This window comes from Tessaracoccus sp. (assembly GCF_016714275.1).
In the GTDB taxonomy this organism is placed as follows: domain Bacteria; phylum Actinomycetota; class Actinomycetes; order Propionibacteriales; family Propionibacteriaceae; genus Arachnia.
The window spans coordinates 520089-540312 of the sequence record NZ_JADJNP010000004.1; the positions used below are offsets into that span (position 1 = coordinate 520089).

At 70.1% G+C, this 20224-nt stretch carries 17 protein-coding genes and 1 riboswitch; of the genes, 5 read left to right on the forward strand and 12 right to left on the reverse strand.

Translation table 11 applies throughout. From position 1 onward, the window contains the following. The first annotated feature begins 132 nt into the window (after positions 1 to 132). Together IPJ61_RS16670 and pgsA are read left to right on the forward strand one after the other, a co-directional pair. Complete coding sequence (locus tag IPJ61_RS16670; protein ID WP_297110182.1) at positions 133 to 2628, forward strand: ATP-dependent Clp protease ATP-binding subunit; 2496 nt, start codon at positions 133 to 135, stop codon at positions 2626 to 2628. Positions 2629 to 2636: 8 nt separating this feature from the next. After that, positions 2637 to 3287 (forward strand): phosphatidylinositol phosphate synthase, encoded by a 651-nt coding sequence (gene pgsA / locus IPJ61_RS16675; RefSeq protein ID WP_297110184.1) that lies wholly within the window; start codon positions 2637 to 2639, stop codon positions 3285 to 3287. 4 nt (positions 3288 to 3291) lie between these two features. Here pgsA and IPJ61_RS16680 read toward each other — a convergent pair whose 3' ends face one another. The 5 genes from IPJ61_RS16680 to disA all read right to left on the reverse strand — a co-directional run bounded on the left by IPJ61_RS16680 (position 3292) and on the right by disA (position 8685). After that, a complete protein-coding gene (locus tag IPJ61_RS16680) occupies positions 3292 to 3888 on the reverse strand; it encodes a TetR/AcrR family transcriptional regulator (protein ID WP_297110187.1) in 597 nt (198 codons plus the stop codon). A gap of 102 nt (positions 3889 to 3990) precedes the next feature. Beyond that, positions 3991 to 4635, reverse strand: a complete 645-nt coding sequence (locus IPJ61_RS16685) for an ABC transporter ATP-binding protein (RefSeq protein ID WP_297110190.1) — start codon at positions 4633 to 4635, stop codon at positions 3991 to 3993. Beyond that, the gene (locus tag IPJ61_RS16690; protein ID WP_297110193.1) at positions 4632 to 6278 is read right to left on the reverse strand and encodes an ABC transporter permease; all 1647 of its coding nucleotides are present in this window, start codon (positions 6276 to 6278) and stop codon (positions 4632 to 4634) included. Before IPJ61_RS16690 ends, IPJ61_RS16685 begins: the two co-directional genes overlap by 4 nt. Next, positions 6275 to 7333, reverse strand: coding sequence for a thiamine ABC transporter substrate-binding protein (locus tag IPJ61_RS16695; protein ID WP_297110196.1), 1059 nt, complete (start codon positions 7331 to 7333; stop codon positions 6275 to 6277). The genes IPJ61_RS16690 and IPJ61_RS16695 overlap by 4 nt, the downstream gene beginning before the upstream one ends. A gap of 31 nt (positions 7334 to 7364) precedes the next feature. Then, positions 7365 to 7470: riboswitch (TPP riboswitch) on the reverse strand. Positions 7471 to 7647: 177 nt separating this feature from the next. Continuing rightward, positions 7648 to 8685, reverse strand: coding sequence for a DNA integrity scanning diadenylate cyclase DisA (gene disA, locus IPJ61_RS16700; protein ID WP_297110199.1), 1038 nt, complete (start codon positions 8683 to 8685; stop codon positions 7648 to 7650). 108 nt (positions 8686 to 8793) lie between these two features. Here disA and IPJ61_RS16705 point away from each other — a divergent pair, with 108 nt between their 5' ends. Continuing rightward, positions 8794 to 9537 carry a HEAT repeat domain-containing protein gene (locus IPJ61_RS16705; RefSeq protein WP_297110202.1) on the forward strand — a complete coding sequence of 248 codons (744 nt, stop codon included), beginning with the start codon at positions 8794 to 8796 and terminating at the stop codon, positions 9535 to 9537. Here the strand turns inward: IPJ61_RS16705 and IPJ61_RS16710 are convergent. Genes IPJ61_RS16710 through IPJ61_RS16730 form a run of 5 tightly spaced genes read right to left on the reverse strand, consistent with a single transcriptional unit; the run spans position 9504 to position 15951 of the window. Further along, entirely contained in the window at positions 9504 to 10631 is a 1128-nt protein-coding gene (locus IPJ61_RS16710; RefSeq protein ID WP_297110205.1) for a HEAT repeat domain-containing protein, read from the reverse strand. The two genes, IPJ61_RS16705 and IPJ61_RS16710, sit on opposite strands and share 34 nt — an antisense overlap. Positions 10632 to 10644: 13 nt before the next feature. Further along, positions 10645 to 12057, reverse strand: coding sequence for a DNA repair protein RadA (radA, locus tag IPJ61_RS16715; protein WP_297110208.1), 1413 nt, complete (start codon positions 12055 to 12057; stop codon positions 10645 to 10647). A gap of 36 nt (positions 12058 to 12093) precedes the next feature. Next, positions 12094 to 13422, reverse strand: a complete 1329-nt coding sequence (locus tag IPJ61_RS16720) for an alpha-L-fucosidase (protein ID WP_297110212.1) — start codon at positions 13420 to 13422, stop codon at positions 12094 to 12096. Between the two features lies 1 nt (position 13423). Continuing rightward, entirely contained in the window at positions 13424 to 15001 is a 1578-nt protein-coding gene (locus IPJ61_RS16725; RefSeq protein WP_297110215.1) for a M81 family metallopeptidase, read from the reverse strand. Next, the gene (locus IPJ61_RS16730; protein ID WP_297110217.1) at positions 14998 to 15951 is read right to left on the reverse strand and encodes an ROK family protein; all 954 of its coding nucleotides are present in this window, start codon (positions 15949 to 15951) and stop codon (positions 14998 to 15000) included. The genes IPJ61_RS16725 and IPJ61_RS16730 overlap by 4 nt, the downstream gene beginning before the upstream one ends. Positions 15952 to 16199: 248 nt before the next feature. Here IPJ61_RS16730 and IPJ61_RS16735 point away from each other — a divergent pair, with 248 nt between their 5' ends. Continuing rightward, entirely contained in the window at positions 16200 to 17282 is a 1083-nt protein-coding gene (locus IPJ61_RS16735; RefSeq protein WP_297110220.1) for an ROK family transcriptional regulator, read from the forward strand. Between the two features lie 37 nt (positions 17283 to 17319). Here IPJ61_RS16735 and IPJ61_RS16740 read toward each other — a convergent pair whose 3' ends face one another. Next, a complete protein-coding gene (locus IPJ61_RS16740) occupies positions 17320 to 18594 on the reverse strand; it encodes an alpha-L-fucosidase (RefSeq protein WP_297110223.1) in 1275 nt (424 codons plus the stop codon). Between the two features lie 60 nt (positions 18595 to 18654). Continuing rightward, the gene (locus IPJ61_RS16745; protein ID WP_297110226.1) at positions 18655 to 19293 is read right to left on the reverse strand and encodes a VOC family protein; all 639 of its coding nucleotides are present in this window, start codon (positions 19291 to 19293) and stop codon (positions 18655 to 18657) included. Between the two features lie 67 nt (positions 19294 to 19360). Here IPJ61_RS16745 and IPJ61_RS16750 point away from each other — a divergent pair, with 67 nt between their 5' ends. After that, on the forward strand, positions 19361 to 20224 hold the full coding sequence (locus IPJ61_RS16750) for a sugar phosphate isomerase/epimerase family protein (RefSeq protein WP_459251307.1): 864 nt from the start codon (positions 19361 to 19363) through the stop codon (positions 20222 to 20224).

Sequence of the window (20224 nt, forward strand, 5' to 3'; positions counted from 1 at the left end):
AGAGCACCCCGCCGGCTTTTTTCGTGTTCTCGCTCGGTGAACCATGGATCGGGTTGGTTTGGCCAGTCGTTAGTAAGATCGGAAGAAGTTGCCGACGCGGTGTCGTCGATGCAACAAGGAGGGAAGTTAGTTATGTTCGAACGGTTCACCGACCGGGCGCGGCGCGTGATCGTCCTGGCTCAGGACGAGGCGAAGCTGCTCAACCACAACTTCATCGGCACCGAGCACATCTTGCTCGGGCTCATTCACGAGGGTGAGGGCGTGGCCGCCAAGGCGCTGGAGTCGCTCGGCATCGCGCTGGAGGCCGTGCGGGCACAGGTCGAGGAGATCATCGGCCAGGGCCAGCAGGTCCCGACGGGTCACATCCCGTTCACCCCGCGCGCGAAGAAGGTGTTGGAGCTGTCGCTCCGCGAGGCGCTGCAGATGAATCACAGCTACATCGGCACCGAGCACATCCTGCTCGGGCTCATCCGCGAGGGTGAGGGTGTCGCCGCGCAGGTGCTGATCAAGCTCGGCGCGGATCTCAGCCGCGTCCGCAGCACCGTGCTCCAGCTCATCACCGGCTACCAGGGCCGCGAGGCCTCGATGTCCGGTGCCCCCGAGACCGGGCCTGAGAAGGCCACGTCCCAGATCCTCGACCAGTTCGGCCGCAACCTGACGCAGGCCGCTCGCGACAACCTGCTCGACCCGGTCATCGGGCGCACGCAGGAGATCGAGCGCGTCATGACCGTGCTCAGCCGCCGCACCAAGAACAACCCGGTGCTGATCGGCGAGCCCGGCGTCGGCAAGACAGCTGTCGTCGAGGGCCTTTCGCAAGCGATCGTGCGCGGCGACGTGCCCGAGACCTTGCGCGACAAGCAGATCTACACGCTCGATCTCGGCGCGCTTGTCGCGGGCTCCCGCTACCGCGGCGACTTCGAGGAGCGCTTGAAGAAGGTGCTGAAGGAGATCAAGACCCGCGGCGACATCATGCTGTTCATCGACGAGATCCACACCCTCGTCGGGGCCGGCGCCGCGGAGGGCGCGATCGACGCCGCCAGCATCCTGAAGCCGATGCTGGCGCGTGGCGAGCTGCAGACCATCGGTGCGACGACGCTGGACGAGTACCGCAAGCACATCGAGAAGGACGCGGCTCTCGAGCGCCGCTTCCAGCCGATCCAGGTGGCCGAACCGTCGGTCGCCATGACGATCGACATCCTCAAGGGCCTGCGCGACCGCTACGAGGCGCACCACAGGATCACCATCACCGACGAGGCCCTCTCGGCCGCTGCGACGATGGCGGATCGCTACATCCAGGATCGGTTCCTGCCTGACAAGGCCATCGACCTGATCGACGAGGCGGGTGCGCGACTGCGCATTCAGCGCATGACCGCTCCGCCGGATCTGCGGGAGTTCGACGAGGCCCTCGCGGCCAACAAGCTCCAGAAGGACGCGGCTATCGACGCGCAGGACTTCGAGCGCGCCGCGCGCCTTCGGGACGAGGAGCAGAAGCTCCGCGCGCAGCGGGCCGAGCGCGAGGAGGCCTGGAAGCAGGGCGATTCCGACCTGCCCGCCGTCGTCGGCGAGGAAGAGATCGCCGTCGTGCTCTCCGGCTCGACCGGCATCCCGGTGTTCAAGCTCACCGAGGAGGAGTCGCAGCGGCTGCTCCGCATGGAGGCCGAGCTCGGCAAGCGTTACATCGGCCAGGAGGATGCCGTCAAGGCGCTCTCGCGCTCGATCCGCCGCACGCGTGCGGGTCTGAAGGACCCGAAGCGCCCCAGCGGCTCGTTCATCTTCGCCGGCCCGTCTGGCGTTGGAAAGACCGAGTTGACGAAGGCGCTCACCGAGTTCCTGTTCGGGGACGAGGACGCGCTGATCACGCTGGATATGAGCGAATACTCGGAGAAACACACCGCTTCCCGGATGTTCGGCTCCCCGCCCGGATATGTCGGCTACGAGGAGGGTGGCCAGCTGACCGAGAAGGTGCGCCGCAAGCCGTTCTCGGTGGTGCTGTTCGACGAGATCGAGAAGGCGCATCCCGACATCTTCAATTCGCTGCTGCAGATCCTGGACGAGGGTCGGTTGACCGACGCCCAGGGCCGGGTCGTGGACTTCAAGAACACGGTGATCGTGATGACGACGAACCTCGGCACCCGCGATATCTCGAAGTCGGTGAACCTCGGATTCTCGCGTGCGGGAGATGAGGCGTCGAGCTACGAGAAGATGAAGGCAAAGGTGTCGGATGAGCTGAAGCAGCACTTCCGCCCCGAGTTCCTGAACCGTGTCGATGAGATCGTCGTTTTCCACCAGCTGTCGCAGGCGGATATCGAGCGGATCGTGGACCTGATGGTCGCCCAGATCGAGGGCCGGCTCAAGGACAAGGACATGGGCATCGAGCTCACGCCTGCCGCGAAGACGCTCATCGCCAAGCGTGGTTTCGATCCCGTGCTCGGTGCGCGGCCGCTGCGCCGTGCGCTCCAGCGCGACATCGAGGACATCCTCGCGGAGAAGATCCTCTTCGGGGAACTCTCTGCCGGGCAGATCGTCCTGGTCGACGTCGCCGAGGAGGGCTCGGAGCTGCCTTTCCGGTTCACCGGCGTCGCGAAGGCGGACGCCCTCGCGCTGACCCCGGCGGTCGACAACGGCTGACCGGTACCGTGCTGGACTTCCTTCGCGGAACCTATGGACGGGCACTCACCCCCGCCGCGCGTTTGCTCGCCGCGGCGGGGGTGACCCCTGTTCAGGTCACCGTCGTCGGCACGGCCGGCGTGGTCGCCGCGTCGCTGACGCTCTTGCCCCTAGGGCACTTCCTCGCGGGCGCTATCGTCATCGCGGTTTTCCTGCTGGGCGACGGCATCGACGGCACCCTTGCCCGGGTCACGGGCAGGGAGAGTAGCTTCGGGGCCTTTCTGGACTCCACCCTTGACCGTGCCGCGGACGCCGCCGTGTTCTCGGGCCTCGCCCTCTGGGCAGCGGGAGGAGGCCCCGCGCCGGGTGTTGGCGTGGACGTCACCGGCGTCGTCAACAGGCCCGAGATCCTCTGGCTGACGCTGGCGTGCCTGGTCTTCGGGTTTCTGGTCTCCTACGCGCGAGCCCGCGCGGAGGCCGTGGGCGTCGACGCCTCTGTGGGGCTGTTCGAGCGCACGGACCGGCTGGTCGGAGCCCTCCTTGGCGTCCTCGCCGTCGGCCTTGGTGCCCCTGTCTGGGTGCTGAGCCTCGCGCTGGCCGTCGTCGCCGTCGGGAGCGCGTTCACGGTCGCCCAGCGTGTCCACGCGGCCTGGATGGGTTTCCGCGCTCGCGCTGATTGAGGAGTCAGGCGGCGCGGCGGCGGGTGGCGTCGACGATTGCGCGGGTCGCTGCGGCGGTGGCTGCCGTGACCTCGTCGAGGGGGAGACCGCCGTTCAGCTGCTGGAAGGCAGCGCCGAGGAGGCCAAGGGTGAGGGACGACTGAATTCGCGCCGAGTTGGCGTCGCCCGTGAGCTGGAGCCAGGCGTCGCCGAGCGGGTGGCGCATGATGTTGTGCGCGTGGTCGGCCAGGTCCTGCATCGCGGAGGAGGTGGGCGCCTCGCGGGCCATGGTGATGAACCATCCGTGCCCGGTGAGGAAGGCCTGCCGGATGTTGACGCGGACCCACTCGACGACGCGGTCGCCGGGATCGTCCAACGGCGCGAGCGCTGTCGTGACCGCTCGCTCCCAATCGGGCAGGTACCGCTCGAGGACGAGCACACGCAGGTCATCGACACTGTCGACATAACGGTAGATCGAGTTACGGGCGATCCCCGCCGCGGCACTCACAACCCCGGCGGTGAGGGGCTCGCCGGCGCGGAGGATGCGCTCGCTGGCATCGACCAGCGCGGCGAGGACGTTCTCGCGGTGTTCGGCGATCGTTGCGGCGGCGATCTTGGGCATGAGGCCATTCTCGCATCGACAACGCCTGGATCGTAGACGTCCCGCGGCTGGTCGACGGCGGTTGCGGACAGATAGCGACGCAGTGTCGCTATCTTGTGCGGGTCAGACCGGGGGCGTGAGGGTGAGTACGCGGTCGGCGACCCGCTCCGCCTCGTCCGGGTCGTGGGTGACGTAGACGGCGGTGGTGTGGGTCTCGCGCAGGATGCGGGCGAGGTCGTCGGCGAGTCGACGACGCAGGCCCGGGTCGAGCGCGGACAGCGGCTCGTCGAGCAGCAGGGCGCGGGGGCTAGGGGCGAGCGAGCGGGCGAGGGCGACGCGTTGGGCCTGACCGCCGGACAACTCGGTGGGGCGGCGGTGATCGAGGCCGGGCAGGCCGACGAGATCGAGGAGCTCAGACACCCGCGTGCGTTGCTCCGACTTCGACAAGTGCGCCAGGCCGTAGCCGACGTTGCGGCCCACGCTCATCGTTGGGAACAGTTGGCCGTCCTGGAACACCATCCCGAAGCCGCGCTTGTGGGTGGGGACCGCGGCGAGGTCCGCGCCGTCCCAGAGGACGGAGCCAGAGACGAGCGGTTCGAGCCCGGCGATCGTGCGCAGCAGCGTGGACTTCCCCGAGCCCGAGGGGCCGAGCAGGGCGACCACCTCGCCGGGGTCGACGCTCAGGCTGACGCGATCGAGAGCGACCGTCTCGCCGTAGCGCACCGTCGCGTCGCGCACCTCAAGTCCGCTCGTTCTGTGTCCGCTCACCACGCCGTCACCTCCTCGGGCCGTGCCCGCTCCGCGAGGGCCATCGCGGCCCCCGCCAATCCTGCCAGGACAACGGTCGCGGCCAATGCCAGGCTGTACGACTCCGCTCCGGGACGCCCGAAGAGCCGCACGACGAGGACGGGCAGCGTGGGGTTGTCGGGCCTGGCAAGGAACGATGTCGCGCCGAACTCGCCGAGCGATGTCGCAAACGCGAAGCCGACGGCGAGGCCCAGGCCCCGCGTCAGGTGCGGCAGCTCGACCCTGGCCAGCACGGCCCACGGCGGCGACCCCAGCGTCGCGGCCGCCTCCAGCTGGCGTGGGTCGACGGCACGAAGGGTGGGCAGCAGGCTGCGCACCACCAGGGGAAGCGCCACCACGGCTTGGGCGATCGGGATCAAGATCAGGCTGGAGCGCAGGTCCAGCGGCGGCCGGTTCAGCGTGATCAGGTAGCCGAAGCCGACGGTGACCGCGGAGACCCCCAACGGCAGAAGGTAGACGGCCTCGACGGCGGCGAGGGCGTGGCGCGCGGCTGGGCGGCGCGGGCGCCGGGAGGCCACGAGGGCGACGATCACCCCGAGCGGGACCGCGATCGCCGTGGCGGCGAGCGCTGTCGTGAGCGAGGTGCCCAGCGCACGCCAGGGGTTGGCGCCCTGGACCGTCGCCGTCGCGAGCTCGGTGTAGTTCGCGAACGTGAACGAGCCTGCGCGGTGCAGCGAGCGCCACACGAGGTTCGCCACCGGCAGTCCGAGCAATAGCACCGCGGTTGCGAGGGTGGCCGTCAGCGCGGGGAGATCGCGGCGCGCGTCGTAGCGACGGGCGGCGCCGACGTCGGGTTGCAGCTTCAGCGCCCGGGTCAGGCCGACCTGGGCGCGCCCCGTCGCCCACAAGGCCATGGCAACGATGACCAGCTGTGTGATCGACAGCGCCGCCGCGCCCCGCAGGTCGAGGAGCTGGGTCGTCAGGAACCAGATCTCGGTCTCGACGGTGTGGTACTTGCCGTGGCCGAGCACCATCACGATGCCATACGACGAAGAACTGAACAGGAACACCAGCGCCGCTGCCGACAGCACGGCGGGAGCCAGCGTCGGCAGCGTGACGGTCGTGAACACGCGGAGCGGGCCGGCGCCCAGGGTGGCGCCGGCCTGGGCGAGGCGTGGGTCGAGGCGCGCCCACATCGCGCCGACCGTCCGGACCACGACCGAGTAGTTGAAGAACACCATCGCCGCGACGATCGCGACGGGGGTGCCGCCGAGGCCCAGCCAACCGAGCCATCCGTCGTCGCGGAGCAGCGCGCCCAACGCGATGCCGACCGCCACTGTCGGCAGCACGAATGGGACGGTGACCGCGGCCCGCAGTGCGTCGCGACCAGGGAACCGGCAGCGGTAGAGCGCGTGCGCGCCGGGAAGGCCGAGCAGGACGCTCAGCAGCGTCGTTGCCCCGGCGGAGGCGAGGGTGAACCCAACGGCGCGCCACGTCCGAGCGGACGAGAAGACCTCCGCGAATCCGCCGAGGGTCCAAGTGTCGCCGTCGCGGAACCCGTGGACGATCAGGTTCGTCGCCGGCCACGCGAAGAAGACGACCAGGAATACGGCGGGGAGCAGCGCGACTGCTACCCACGCCGCGCGCCAGGCCGCCTTCGTCACCCGATTTCCTCGGCCCAGGTCCGCAGCCAGTTCTCAAGGTTGGCGTCGACCTCGGCGCCGTCAACCGCGATCGGCTGGTCCGAAAGCGGTGCGAACTTCGCCCACGCCTCCGGCAGCGCGACGCCGTCGAGGGCCGGGTACATGTACATGTTCTCCGGGATCGTCGCCTGGACCTCGGGGGTCAGGAGGAAGTCGATGAACTTCGCGGCGCCCACCTCGTTCTGCGCGCCCGCGAGGATGCCGGCGTACTCGACCTGGCGGATGCATGTGCCGAGCAATGCCTCCGTCGTCGAGGCGTCGCCGTCGACGGTGTAGGCGGGGGAGGTGGCGTAGCTGAGGACGAGCGGGCGCGGGCCCTTGCCGTCGGCGCCGGAGAAGTCGGTGTAGTAGGCGTCGGACCAGCCCGCGGCGAACTTCACGCCGTTGTCCTTCAGCGCCTTCCAGTAGTCGAGCCACCCGTCTCCCTTCGCGCCGATCGTGGCGAGCAGGAACGACTGCCCCGGCGAGGAGGACGTGGGGGAGGGGACGACGACGAGATCCTTGTAGGCGGGAGCCACAAGGTCGTCGAGGGTGGTGGGGACCGGCACGTTGTTCGTGGCGAACCAGGCGGAGTCGGCGTTTACGCAGACATCACCGAAGTCGACGGGGGTCAGCCCCTCTGCGGCGAGGCCGTCCTTGACCTTCGCGTCCGCGACGTGCGGAACGATGACGCCCTCGCGCACGACGCGGGGGGCGGTCGTCGAGTCGATGCCGAACACGACGTCGCCCAGCGGCGAGTCCTTGGTGAGGATCAGCTGGTTGACCAGCGACGTCCCCTCGCCAGGGGCGGTGTAGGTGACCTCGTAGCCGGTCTGGTCGGCGAACTTCTTCAGCAGCTCCTCGGGCAGGGCGAACGAGTCGTGGGTGACGACCGTCAGCTTCTTCGACTCCGTCCGTGCCTGCGTTCCGGGAGTCGTCGCCGGGCCGCTGCCCCCTGCCGAGGGTGCGGGGGTCGTGCCGGCGCACGCGGCAAGCGCGACGACCGATAGGGCGGCCATGGCAATACGGATCTTCATGTGTGCACTCCTTTCGGAGGCTCGGCACGTGCCGAGGAGAACTCCCACTCCCTACGCCGGTGCTAACCGGATCAGGTTCGAGGGTCTGCGGACCGTCCGCACTCTCAGCACTCTTCAGTGCTCCCCTGTGTTCGGGGACAGTTTAGCCTCGATCCACCGATCTGCGCCTCCTACGCGGCCCCATCCAGGCACACTGGCTTCGCCCTGACCGCTCAACAGACGTGTTCGGTATGCCGTCGCGTCCAGGGCTTGCCCGTGCACCTGTCTGGTGCCGCTCGCTACGGCGCCCACCGGTGGATCGAGGCTTAGCCGGTTTACGAGTTGTCGGTGACCCGCAGGAGGGCGTCGCGGATCTGGCGGGCGCGCGTCGGGCCGATGCCGTCGATCTCCAGCAGCATGGCCGTCGACGCGCCGAACAGCTCCTGCAGTGTGAAGTGGGTGAGCAGCTTCTCCACCAGGTGCGAGGGCAGCCGGCCGACGGTGCTGAGGAGCCTGATGCCGCGCGAGGACAACGACTGCTCGAGGTTCGCGCCGGCACCGAAGCCCAGGCGTTCGGCGACGAGCTGTCCGCTGAAGAGCTCTTCGGAGGAGAAGTTGGCGAGCTTCGCGAGGTCAAGCTGCGAAGGGTCGTCGAGGTTGTGTGCGTAGTCGGCGACGAGCAGCGGGGCGATGCCCTCGTACGCCCCGGCCAGCTCCGCGTGTTGCAGGGCGACCATGCGGCCCTCGACGCCGAGGAGGTCGATATGGAACTGCATCTCGGCGGAAAGACGCCGCGCGAGTTCGACGCGGTGCGCCACGTGCGTGAGGTCGCGGAGGGTGACCTGCTCGCTGATCTCGAGCGTGGAGAACTGGTCGAGCAGGTCGGAGAGGTGGGCCACGACGCGCGAGAGCGTCGCCAGGGTCTGGTTGGCGCGGCTGATCACCTGTGGGACCGTCTCGACGAGGTGGCGGCGGCCGTCGAGGAAAAGCGACACCGTTGACATCGATGCCGAAACGGTGACCACAGGCACGTCGGCGGCCTGGGCCGTGCGGTCGGCTGAGCGGTGCCGGGTGCCGGTCTCCGCCGTCGGGAGGTCGCCCGCTGGAACGAGATGCACGCCGGCGGCGACGATGGTGCCGAGGTCATTGGAGAGCACGATGGCGCCGTCCAGCTTCGCGAGCTCCCGAAGCGCCTGCTCGGTGCACTCGACGCCGATCTTGAACCCACCGGAGCACACGTGCTGCACGGCCTGGTTGTTGCCGAGGACGATCAGCGCCCCGGTGCGTCCTTGCAAGATGCGGTCGACGCCCGCCCGCAGCGGGGTTCCGGGCGCGAGCAGCTTCAGGTAGCGGCGCACCGTTGGCTTCGACACCGGCCCTCCTTCTCGGTCCCCGTCAGTCTAGGACGTCTCTCCGCTCACAGAGAACGGTGCTCGACGGCGTTTGACCTTCACGTCGCGTGAACGTTTAGCCTCATCAGCATGACCGATGTCCAGACCCTGATCCTTTCCCTCGACGCCTTCGACGGCACCGACCGTCGCCAGGCTGCCCTCGCTCTGGGCGCCGTCCGCGACGACGCCGTGGTCGGGGCGCTGCTCGACCGGCTGCGGGTAGAGCCCGACTCCCGGGTCCGCGAGGACCTGACGTGGGCGGTCGTGCAGCACGCGGAACCCGCACGGCCGCACCTGGCCGCCATGCTGGGCGACGTGGATCCCGCACAGCGTCGCACCGCGGCGCATGTGTTGAGCAAGGTAGCGTCGGCGGACGACTTCGAGGCCGTCGCTCCGTTGGTCGCCGACGCCGACGCAGACGTAGCCATCAAGGCGTACCGCGCCGCTGCGAACACCGGAGGTGAGCGGGCCGTCGGCGTACTCGTCGCGCGGCTGGCCGACGGCGACCTCCTGCAGCGTGACGCCCTGACCAACGCGCTGGCCACCGTCGGCGAACCCGCGGTTCCTGCACTTGTCGCGGCCCTGTCCAGCGACGACCCGGAGGTTCGGGAGCACGCGGCGGAGACGCTCGGCCACTTGGGCGGTCCTGAGGCCGACGCGGCGGCCCCGGCGCTGGAGGAGCTAACCGCCGACCCCGTACCCGCGGTCAGGCTGGCGGCCGTCTCGGCGCTCGGCCAGCTGGCCTTCGCCGCCGACGAGCCCCTGCGCCGCATCGCGTCCGGCGACGACCCGTTGCTCGCTCAGTTGGCCTTGCGGTTCGCGGCTGACCGCTGATTCCGGGCGCGGTCATCGAGGAGTCGACGAGCGAGGAGGCGTTCGCGGCGGTCCTCGGCGTCCGCCGCCGTCCTGATGGCGGCGGACGCTTCGTCGCCCGGCAGATGTCCCAGGGCCGCGAGGGCCGCGAACCGCACGCGGTGCTCCGGATCCGAAAGTGCCTCGGCAAGGGCCTCGACCGGCGCGGAGGAGACGAACCCGAGGGCGTCCGCAGCAGCCTCGCGGGCGACCACCGACCCGGTCCGGAGAACGGCGACGAGCAGCGACACCGCGCCCGGTGTGCGGGCCAGCGCGGCAGCGGCCTCGTCCCGAACCCGCTGCCTGGGATCCTCGACTGCGTTCGCCAACGCGTCACCGCCGAGCGACGAGCCGATTTGGCCGAGGCTGAACGCCGCCTTGGCTGCCACGCGCTCGTCTGAGTCGGACAGGAGCTCGGTGAGGACGGGGATGGCGTCGGCGGCGCGGACCTTGCCAAGTACGTGCGCCAGCGCATGACGCGAGACGTCGTCGCCGGTCAGAAGCCGGGGCGTGAGCTCGGCGAGGGTGTCGCGCCGGTGGGCCACGGCCCACGCCGCGCCCTCGCGGACGCCCGGGTCCGGATCGAGCAGCAGGGTGATCATGTCGTCGGGAGTCAGCCGAGCCGGGCTGCCGATCGCCGCAGCGAATCGCACGTCGGCATCCACGTGCCGCAGCCGCTCTGCCAGCGCGATCGACTCCAGGACATCGTCCCACCCCGGCCCGGCCTCGCTGCCAGCCGGCGGCGTCTCGGCCGCGCGCTGCAGCCGACGCAAGCGGGTGAGGAGCTCCCGCTCTTCCGCGATCCGACGTTCTACGACCTCAGCGTGTCTGGCGAGCAACTCGCCAGGGTCGGCGCCCTCACCGTTCAGTGCTTCGGTGATCTCCGTAAGCGACAGGCCCAGAGACTTCAGGTGCTGGATGGCGAGCAGGCGCTCGACGTCCGCGCGCGAGTAGAGGCGGTAGTCGCCGCCCGAGCGCCCGCTGGGGACGAGAAGCCCGATCTCGTCGTAGTGCCGCAGTGCGCGCTGCGTGAGCCCGGTCCGCCGGGCCAACTCGCCGATCCGTAGCCACTCCATCAACGGGGACACGTCACTTGAGCGCCCGGATGTTCGGCGGGCGGGGAGGGGTGCCTTGGCGTTCGACCAGGTGCAGCTCGGCGAGGGCGTCGTGCAGCGTGGGCACCTCGATGACCTTCAAGTCGCCCAGGCGTGGCACCTTCACGGTCACGTCGCGCGAGCCCTGAGGGATCAGGGCGAGCTGGAAGCCGAGGCGCGCCGCCTCCGCGAGCCGGCGTTCGACTCCGGGAACGCGCCGCAGTTCACCGGCGAGGCCGACCTCGCCGAGCGCGACGACGCGGCGTGGGTCCGCCCAGTCCCGCGCCGCGGAGACCACCGCGATGGCCGACGCCAGGTCTACCGAGGGGTCCGTCACGCGCGCCCCGCCCACCGTCGACACGTAGACGTCCTTGTCCGAGAGCTTCTCCTTGGACTTGCGCTCCAACACGGCCAGCACCATCGCGATCCGTGAGCCGTCCAGCCCGTGCGTCGTCCGCCGCGGCGACTGAACAGGCCCCGGGCCCACCAGCGCCTGCACCTCGGCCAGCAGCGGCCGCCTGCCCTCCAGCGTCACCGTCACGCACGTACCAGGCGTCGGTTGGCGATGCACGGACGTGAACAGCCCGGACGGATCGGGCACCTCGACGATGCCCCGCTCGTTCATCTCGAAGCACCCCACCTCGTCCGCGGGGCCGAAGCGGTTCTTCGTTGCCCGCACCATCCGGAAGCCCGAGTGTCGGTCCCCCTCGAACGACAGCACGACGTCGACCATGTGCTCCATCGTCCGCGGACCCGCGATGGAACCGTCCTTCGTGACGTGGCCGACGATCACCGCGGCCATCCCCTCGCGTTTCGCGACGCGCGCGATGGCGCCGGTGACCTCGCGGACCTGGTTGGGGCCGCCGGGTGCGCCTTCGGAATCAGACGCGATGGTCTGTACCGAGTCCAGCACCAGCAGCGACGGCTTGACCTCTTCGACGTGGCCGAGCACCGTGCCGAGGTCGTTCTCCGAGGCGAGGTACAGCGTCTCCGCCAGCGCGCCTGTGCGCTCCGCCCGCAGGCGTACCTGTGACGCCGACTCCTCGCCCGACACGTACAGCGTCCGCTCGCCAGAGCGCGCCCATTTGGCCGCGACGTCCAGCAGCAGCGTCGACTTGCCGACCCCGGGCTCCCCGGCCAGCAGGACGACGGCGCCGGGCACGACTCCGTCGCCGAGCACCCTGTCGAGCTCCGCGATGGAGGTCTTGCGTCGTCGGGCCTTGTCAGTGGGCACGTCGCCGATGGGCACGGCCTTGTCCAGCGGGACCGACGACGGCACCGCCCGCAAGGGCGCACCGCCCCGTTCCGCGACGGTGCCCCAAGCCTGGCACTCGCCGCAGCGGCCGACCCAGCGCGTGCTCGTCCACCCGCACTCTGTGCAGGCGTAGGTGTCTTGCTTCTTCGCCACGACCCCGACCCTATTGGGTCGCGCCGACAAAACCGTTCAGCGCGTCGTGAGCACCGCGGCCGCGCGGCCGCGCAGGGGCTCCGGGACCGCGACGATGCCGTCGGCGACCTCAGCTTCGCCCGCGCCGATCCACCGATAGGACCGTCCGTGGAGTTCCTCGGGGAGTCGCAGCTCGCCGACGGCGGGGTCCAGGGCATGGACATGCACGGCGTCGCCGCTGGTCGTGTAGGAGACGGGGGCGCCGAACGGCTCGCCGGCGCGGACCCATGGCCGGGTGCCGTAGATCGCCTCGCCGTTGACGCGCAGCCAGGCGCCCAGCTCGCGCATGGCCGTCAGCTGCAGCTCGGGGATCGAGCCGTCGGCGCGCGGGCCCACGTTGATCAGCAGGTTGCCGTTCTTGCTGACGACGTCGACCAGCAGCCGGATCAGCGCGGCACCAGACAGCGAGTGACGCGAGTCCTCGTCCTGGTTGTAGCCGAACGAGAAGCCGAGGCCGCGCGTGGCCTCGAACACCTCGTCCTGCACGCCGTCGACCCGCATGTACTCGCGCGTCAGGAAGCCGTGGTACGGCACGCCCCAGCGGTCGTTGATGGCGCCGTCGGGCACCGCCGCGAAGTAGCGACGGAACAGTGCGGCGAGCGAGTACTCCGCCGTGTCCTTGCCGCCGTCGGGCCATTCGATGTCGTTCCAGAGGACGTCGGGGGAGTACCTCTCGATCAGCTCCTCCAGTTGCTCCGCGGCGTAGCGCGAGAACTGCTCGTCGTGCCGGCGGAACCGGAACAGGTCGGTGTCGGACTCGATCGGTGGGAAGTCCGAGACGTGCCAGTCGAGGGCACCCGAGTAGTAGACGCCGAAACGCGCACCGGCCCTGCGGGTGGCGTCGTGCAGCTCCCGGATCAGGTCGCGGCGGGGGCCGCGGCGGGCGGCGTTGAAGCCCGTCGTCGGGGTGTCCCAGAGGCAGAAGCCCTCGTGGTGCTTGGTGGTGGGGATGACGTAGCGCGCGCCCGCGCCGACCAGTTCGCTGACGAGTGCGTCCGCGTCGAACGCCTCCGCCTGCCAGAGGTCGGCCAGGTCTTCGTAGGACGTGCCGACGCCGTAGAGGCGCTGGTGCCGCTCCCAGGTGGGGGAGCCGGCGATGCGTACCGTGTTGCCGTACCACTCGGCGTATTGGTGATGCGTGTAGGCGTCCTCGTCCGGCACGCCGCCGGGGCCGTGCGCCGTCGCCCATGCGGGCACCGAGTAAAGGCCCCAATGGACGAAGAAGCCGAGCTTCGCGTCGCGGTACCACTCGGGGATGCGCCGCGGCGGGTAGACGGGAGCGTCGGCACCGAAGTCGGGGCCAGTGCGCAGTTCGAAGCGGGGCATGTCAGCCCTCCTCCCCACGGCGGGTGACGACGGGCGTCAGGTCGGGGTCCGTGTTGCCCTGGTCGAAGGGGTAGACGCCCGGCTGGAGGCGGTGGTGGCCGAGGCGCAGCAGGTCCTGATCGACGCCGCCGGGGGTCAGCGCGAGCATCCAGTTGGCCCCGTCGTCGGCCAGCCCGAAAAGCTCGGGCTCCAGGTAGCCGATCTTGACGATGACGACGTCCGCCGCCGTCGGCTCGAGGTCCAGCATCCGGAAGTCCTGCAGCTCGTGGAAGGGCTTGCGGCGCTCGGTGACGATGGCGTGCACCGAGCCGGCCCGGACCACGACCTGTGTGCCTGCCGTCGGGTCTCCCTCGGTCACCGAGAACACCTCGCCCGTGAGGGTGACAGGCCCGCGCGGACCTGGGTCGACCCTGCCGCCCACCTCGAGCGTGACCGTGGCGCCGACGCCCGCGGCCGCGGCCCCCGCGACGGCGGCCTCGTCGAAGATCGAGGCGTGGATCACGACGCGGCCGGGTTCACGCAGGTCCTCGCGCTCGAGCAGCTCGCCCAGCGTCCAGGAGACGTCGCCGGCGCCGCCCGCAGTGGGGTTGTCGCCGGAGTCCGAGATCACGTAGGGGCGCGTCGCCCCCGGGGCCAGGGCCAGGTCGAGGGCCTCGTGCAACGACGCCGTCGGGCCGACGAACTGGAAGTCCTCCCGCGCGTCCCAGTAGCGCCGCGCCAGGCTCTCGGCCTCGCGGGCGATGACCTCGCGGTCGTCGCCGGTCACCACGACGACGGCCTGGCAGCGCGGTTCGTCGGCCCAGGCGTAGCCCACCCAGACGGCCGCGTCCACCACGCCGTCGAGGTCGGCGACATCGGCAACACGGTCGTAGATGCCCTTCGCGGGCTCCAACCGGGTGCTGGTCTTCTCCCCGGGCAGGAGGACCGGAACCTGGCGCCAGGCCTTGAACGGGCGGCGCGCCAGCGGGTCGGCGCCGTGTGGGCCGCGAAGCCGCGCCAGCAGGTTGTGCACCGCGCGCTCCTTGGTGTTCATCCAGTCCTCGTGCGGCGCCATCCGGTAGCAGGTAATGAGGTCGACGGCGTCCAGCAGCTCCCTCGACACGTTGCCGTGCAGGTCCATCGATGCCGACACCAGCGTGTCCGGCCCGAGCGCCTCGCGTACCGCGGTGCCCAGGTCGCCCTCGGCGTCGTCCATCCCGACCACGCTCATGGCGCCGTGGATGTCGAAGAAGAAGGCGTCGAACGGACCCTCGGCGGCGATGCCCTTGAGGACCGCCTCCTTCATCGCCCGGTAGGTGCTCATCGGCACAGCGCCGCCGGGCAGTGAGCGGCCATGCGTCAACGGCACCCATTCCGCAGCGTCGCCCAGGTCGCGTCCGGCGTCCAAGAACGGGTAGTAGGCGAGCAACTCGGCTCCCGTGCGGAGGGTGAACGCCCGCTCATCAGACAGGTGCGGGGAGAAGGTGCTGGATTCGATCGAGATGCCCGCGATGCCGATCCGGGGACGTTCGAGGCCCCCAGGCGACAGCGGGGCGATCGGCCCCATCCAGATCTCGTGTGCGGATGACCTCGTGGTCACGGTGCGTCGGTTCCTTCCGGGGTGGGGGCTGTCATACTCTGGCGGAGCGCCGCGGCTGCGCCCAAGGCGACGGCGTCGCCGCCGAGGGAGCCGCGGCTGATGGTGAGCGGGGCGCCGGTGACCGGCGGGTCGTCGCGCAGCACCCGGTCGATCGAGGGCTGCATCAGGTCCCAGGCGTTCGCGAGGCTCCCACCGACGACGACGCTGGGGACGTCGAGCAGCGTCGCGGCGCTGACGCAGGCTTGGGCCAGCGTGTGCCCTGCGCGCTCGAAGAGGCGGATGGCAACCGGGTCGCCGTCGCGGGCCAGGTCGGCGATGTCCTTGGCGGTCACGCCCTCGCGGCCGGTGGCCTCCAGGTACGCGCGGGCGATCGAGCGGCCGGCGGCCACCGTCTCCAGGTGCCCGACGCGCCCACAGGTGCAGACGATGTCGCTGTAGCGGGCGGTGTGCCCGATCTCGCCGGCCCCGCCGTTGGGTCCGTTGCGGAGGGTGCCGCCCAGGAGCATCGCGCCGCCGACGCCGGTGCCGATCGTCACGCCCAGCACGTCCTCACCGTGGGCCGAGCCCCAGGTCGCCTCGCCTACCAGAAACGCGTTGACGTCGTTCAGCGCGATGGTGGGCACGCCGAGGCGCGACGCGATCTCGTCCGAGAGGCGGAACCCCACCCAGTTGTGGAACGAGTCGGATGCGGCGAGGACGGCGCCTTGGGCGTCGATCACGCCGGACGCGCCCACACCTGCGGCGCGGGGGGCCAGGCCGACGCGTTCCACCAGCGTGCGAACGAGCGCGGCCGCAGTGTCGGCGATCATCGCACCCCCCTCCTTCGCCGGAGTGGGGACCGTCTCCCGCCCGAGGACGCGGCCGTCGTCGGTCACGAGCAGCGCGGAGGTCTTCGTGCCGCCGATGTCGATGCCGGCCAGTGGCTGTTCCAGCCCCTGCTGTGTCGTCATTGAGTCTGCCTCTCGGCCGGATGATAGGTCGATTATCGAACTAAGTTCGGTGGGGTGCGAATGAAGGAATCGTCGCGCGTGCTCGTCGCGTTGTGAATGAACCGATCACTAGAGATGAGCAGTCGCCCTTCGGAGAGGCGCGGCGAGCCCGCCTTGTGACTAGCGTGACTTCATTCGATTGCGAAGAAAGAGAGGGCGAGGTGGACCGTTCCGCAGCACACGCGCGTGCCAGGCGCATCGTCCAGCTGGTGGCTCGGGGCGAGGCGACGTCGCGCAGCGAGTTGGCCGAGGTCCTCGGCATCGCGCCATCGACCGTGGGCATCGCCGTGCAGGACCTAGTGGATGCCGGTCTCCTTGGCGAGACGGGCAGCGGCCCGTCGCGGGGTGGGCGTCGGCCGCGCGCGCTTGCCGTTCCCGAGCAGCGGGGCGAGGTGCTTTCGGTGGACCTCGGCGGCGGCCACGCCCGGATCGGCCGACTCACCCTCGCCGGAACCCTCGTCGACTCCGTCTCCTTCCCCGTTGCGCTGGTGGACGGCCCGGAAGCGACGCTGTCGGCGGTCGTCGACGCATGCCGTGGCATGTCCGCCGGTGCCCTGCACGGTGTCGGGGTCAGCTTGCCCGGTCCGGTCGACACGGCACTCGGCGGCGTCGAGCGGCCCTCTCGCATGCCCGGCTGGGCGGGGTTCCCGGTAGGCGGCTATCTGGCGGACCGGCTCGGCGTACCCGTCGCTGTCGAGAACGACGCGAATCTCGCCGCGCTGGGAGAGCATCGGCTCCGCTTCGGCGACGGGCTGCACTCGATCACCGTGAAAGCAGGCACCGCGATCGGCGCGGGCGTCGTCGTCGATGGCCGGCTGCACCGTGGTGCCACATCGGCCGCCGGCGACATCACCCACACCTGCATCGAGACCGGCGCCGGCGTCGCGTGCGCGTGCGGGAACGTCGACTGCCTCGAGACCGTCGCGAGCGGCGCGGGACTCGTGCGTCAGCTGCGTGAGGCGGGCTACGAGGTCACCTCCACGGCCGAGGTGCTGGCGCTGGCGCTCGATGCCGACCCCCTCGCCTCGCGCCTGGTGCGGCAGGCGGGAACGTATCTCGGTCAGGTCCTCTCGGTTGTGGTGAACTTCTTCAACCCGCATGCGGTGTTTCTGACGGGCTCGCTCAGCTCGTCGGAACCGTTCATCGCGGCCGTCCGCGGGCGCGTCTACGCCAGCTGCCACCCGCTGGTGACGCAGACGCTGACGATCGAGGCCGCGCGCTCTGGGGCCGACGCCATCCTGCTCGGCGCCGCCAACCTCGTGCTCGACCACCACGAGGTGGCCCCGCTCTAGGGACGGCGGGGTGCACCCGCTCGAGCGGCGCGTCGGTTCAGGACAGAGTGAGCTCGATGACCGGCATCAGCACCTCCGGGCGGCGGACGGGGAGGTGGACCGTCAGCGTCCCCTCGGCCTCGCCGGCGGGCATCATCGAGTTCGCCGACTCACCCGGGGCCGACGACGTGAGGCGCAGGTATGAGCCGTCGTGCAGGAAGCGGGCGTAGGTCGCCGTGCCCGCGAGGTCCGGGAGGTGCACGAAGCCCAGCGGCCAGGTGTGGAGATGCAGGTAGAGCCTGTCTCCCCGCTGCGTGTAGACGCCCTCGCGCGGCGGATCGAAGGAGGCGTGCCCGGCACCGACGATCGCGTCGCGGTGCAACTCCATCCACGCACCGATCTCGGCAAGGGTCGCGAGGTCGTGCGGGGTGACGGCGCCGCGGCCGTCGGGGCCGACGTTCAGCAGCATGTTGCCGTCCATGGAGACCGAGTCGACGAGCATCTGCACCAGCAGGCTGGCGGGCTTGAAGTTCACGTTGTCGCGGTCGTATCCCCAGGACCCGTTCATGGTCTGGCACGCCTCCCACACCTGCGGCACGCCGTCCTTCGTCAGCGGGGAGGTTGGCTGGTACTGCTCGGGGGTGACGAAGTCGCCGGGGATGCCGAGGCGATCGTTGACGATGATGCCCGGCTGCAGCTCGCGGCACATCGCCAACAGCTCCTCCGAGCCCCAGTCCTGCGGGCCCTTGCCTGCCCAGCCGGCCGTGGCGTCGGGGTAGGTGAAGTCGAAGAAGAGGTAGTCGATCTGCCCGTAGTCGGTCAGCAGCTCGCGCACCTGGCCGTGCAGGAACGCGCGGTAGCGGGCGATGTCGCGGCCCTCGTTGAGCGCGACGCCCGCCGGATCGTCGCGGAGGGGGTGGATCCAGTCGACGGGGAAGTCTGGATGATGCCAGTCGATCAGCGAGTGGTAGAGCCCGACGCGGAGTCCCTCCGCGCGCAGCGCGTCTACGTATTCGCGCACCAGATCCCGGCCGCAGGCAGACTGCGAGGAGAACTCGCTGAGGGCGGTGTCCCACAAGGAGAAGCCCTCGTGATGCTTCGTGGTGAGGACGACGTAGCCCGCGCCCGCACCCTTCGCCGCGCGGGCGAGGCCGGTGGCGTCGAACCGGTCGGGGTTGAAGTGCTCGAAGTAGGGCCGGTACTGGGCGTCGGTCAGCCGCTCGTGGTGCTGCACCCACTCGTGCCGTGCGGCGCCGCTGTACAGGCCGAAGTGGACGAAGATGCCGAAGCGTGCCTCGAGGAACCAGTCGATGGACGTCTGTGAAGTGGTCACGACATCCATCGTGCCCTTCGCCGGCACCGCGAGCGGAGCGCGCCGGCGATATCGCTCAGGTCAAATGGTGACGATGCCCTTCGTGGGGGAGCTGAACGTCACGCTGCTGATGCCGGGGGTGCCACGCGGGGCTACCAGGTCTAGCTTGATGCCGTCGAGCTCGTCGCCGACGGGGAGCGCCAGCCACTCGGAGAGGCGCTCGGCAGAACCCGAGATCTGGATCTCGGTCAGGGAGACCTCCGCGGGCAGCGCGGCGGGGCGCAGGGAGTCGTCGCTCTTCCATTCGAGGAAGTAGGGCAGCTGCGGGTCCGCGATGAGCCCGCGGATGCCGATCTGCACCCACTCAAGGCGGCGACCGTCGGGGAATTGACGCGAGCCGGGGACGCAGGAGCGCTCGAGGCGCTGCTCGTACAGCGCGATGTTCGGAACGCTGACGACCCAGCCGAGCCACCCGCCTCCCATGTTCGAGCGGGCGCGTACAGCCTGACCGAACGCCGCCTTCTCGGCGGCGGGGTGGTCGAGCACCTCGACGACCTCGATGTAGCGGGCATCCGTCAGGGGGATGATGTGGTTGCGTGTGCCGAAGCGCGGGTGGAAGCCACCGTCCTTGTAGTCGGTGCCGAGCGCGTCAGCAAGCCGGGCGGCCTCAGCCTTGAGTCCGTCCGGCCCGGTCGCGAAGATCAGATGGTCGACGTGCATGGCCACATTCTTGCCGCACGGAACCCCGATCGACTAATCAGGGCGCGCTCCGGCGGTGCGACCAGGGATGCTATGGAGGAAGTTGGCGCCGTACGGGGCCGTCGGAGTGAGTGCGGAAGGTAGGGTGGGAGCCGTGCCCACGCCGCAAGTCCTGCTGTCTACCACTTCGGTCTTCCCCGAGGCGTCGACCAGCGCGTTCGAGCTGGCGGCGTCGCTCGGGTACGACGGCGTCGAGTTGATGATCGGCGTCGACCCGCTCAGCATCGACATCGACGCCGTCGCCAAGCTGGCCGACTATCACGGCGTCCGCGTTCCGTCCGTGCACGCGCCGACGCTGCTTGTCACGCAGGGCACGTGGGGCAACGACCCGTGGGACAAGCTCCGTCGCTCCGGCGAGGCTGCGCTCCGGCTCGGGGGCGACGTCGTCGTCGTGCATCCGCCGTTCCGCTGGCAGCGCGACTACGGCGCGGGCTTCGTTGAGGGCATCAAGAAGCTGAACGCGGAGATGGACGTCAAGTTCTGCGTGGAGAACATGTTCCCGTGGCGCACGCCGGCGGGCAGTCTCCAGGCCTACCTCCCAGGCTGGGATCCGACGCCGTTCGACTACGACCACCTCACCCTCGACCTCTCGCACGCGTCGACGTCGCGTCGCCAGTCCATGGACTTCGTGCACGCCTGGGGAGAGCGGCTCGCCCACATTCACCTGACCGACGGCACCGGTTCCCTCAAGGACGAGCACCTGCTCCCCGGCGAGGGCGACCAGTCGGCGTGGGAGGTGCTGAGCGAGGTCGCCCGGGCCGGCTTCGAGGGGCATGTCGTCATGGAGGTCTCGACGCGGCGCGCGAAGTCGCGGCACGAGCGGGAGGTGCTCCTGGGCGAGGCCCTGCAGAACACGCGCCGCGCGCTCGCCGTCGGCGTGTCGAAGGAGTGA

Coding starts and splice junctions, on each gene's coding strand:
- IPJ61_RS16670 (WP_297110182.1), top strand. CDS start 133: ATGTTCGAACGGTTCACCGACCGGGCGCGGCGCGTGATCGTCCTGGCT.
- IPJ61_RS16680 (WP_297110187.1), bottom strand. CDS start 3,888: ATGCCCAAGATCGCCGCCGCAACGATCGCCGAACACCGCGAGAACGTC.
- IPJ61_RS16750 (WP_459251307.1), top strand. CDS start 19,361: ATGCTATGGAGGAAGTTGGCGCCGTACGGGGCCGTCGGAGTGAGTGCG.
- IPJ61_RS16705 (WP_297110202.1), top strand. CDS start 8,794: ATGACCGATGTCCAGACCCTGATCCTTTCCCTCGACGCCTTCGACGGC.
- IPJ61_RS16695 (WP_297110196.1), bottom strand. CDS start 7,333: ATGAAGATCCGTATTGCCATGGCCGCCCTATCGGTCGTCGCGCTTGCC.
- IPJ61_RS16730 (WP_297110217.1), bottom strand. CDS start 15,951: ATGACGACACAGCAGGGGCTGGAACAGCCACTGGCCGGCATCGACATC.
- IPJ61_RS16720 (WP_297110212.1), bottom strand. CDS start 13,422: ATGCCCCGCTTCGAACTGCGCACTGGCCCCGACTTCGGTGCCGACGCT.
- IPJ61_RS16745 (WP_297110226.1), bottom strand. CDS start 19,293: ATGCACGTCGACCATCTGATCTTCGCGACCGGGCCGGACGGACTCAAG.
- IPJ61_RS16710 (WP_297110205.1), bottom strand. CDS start 10,631: ATGGAGTGGCTACGGATCGGCGAGTTGGCCCGGCGGACCGGGCTCACG.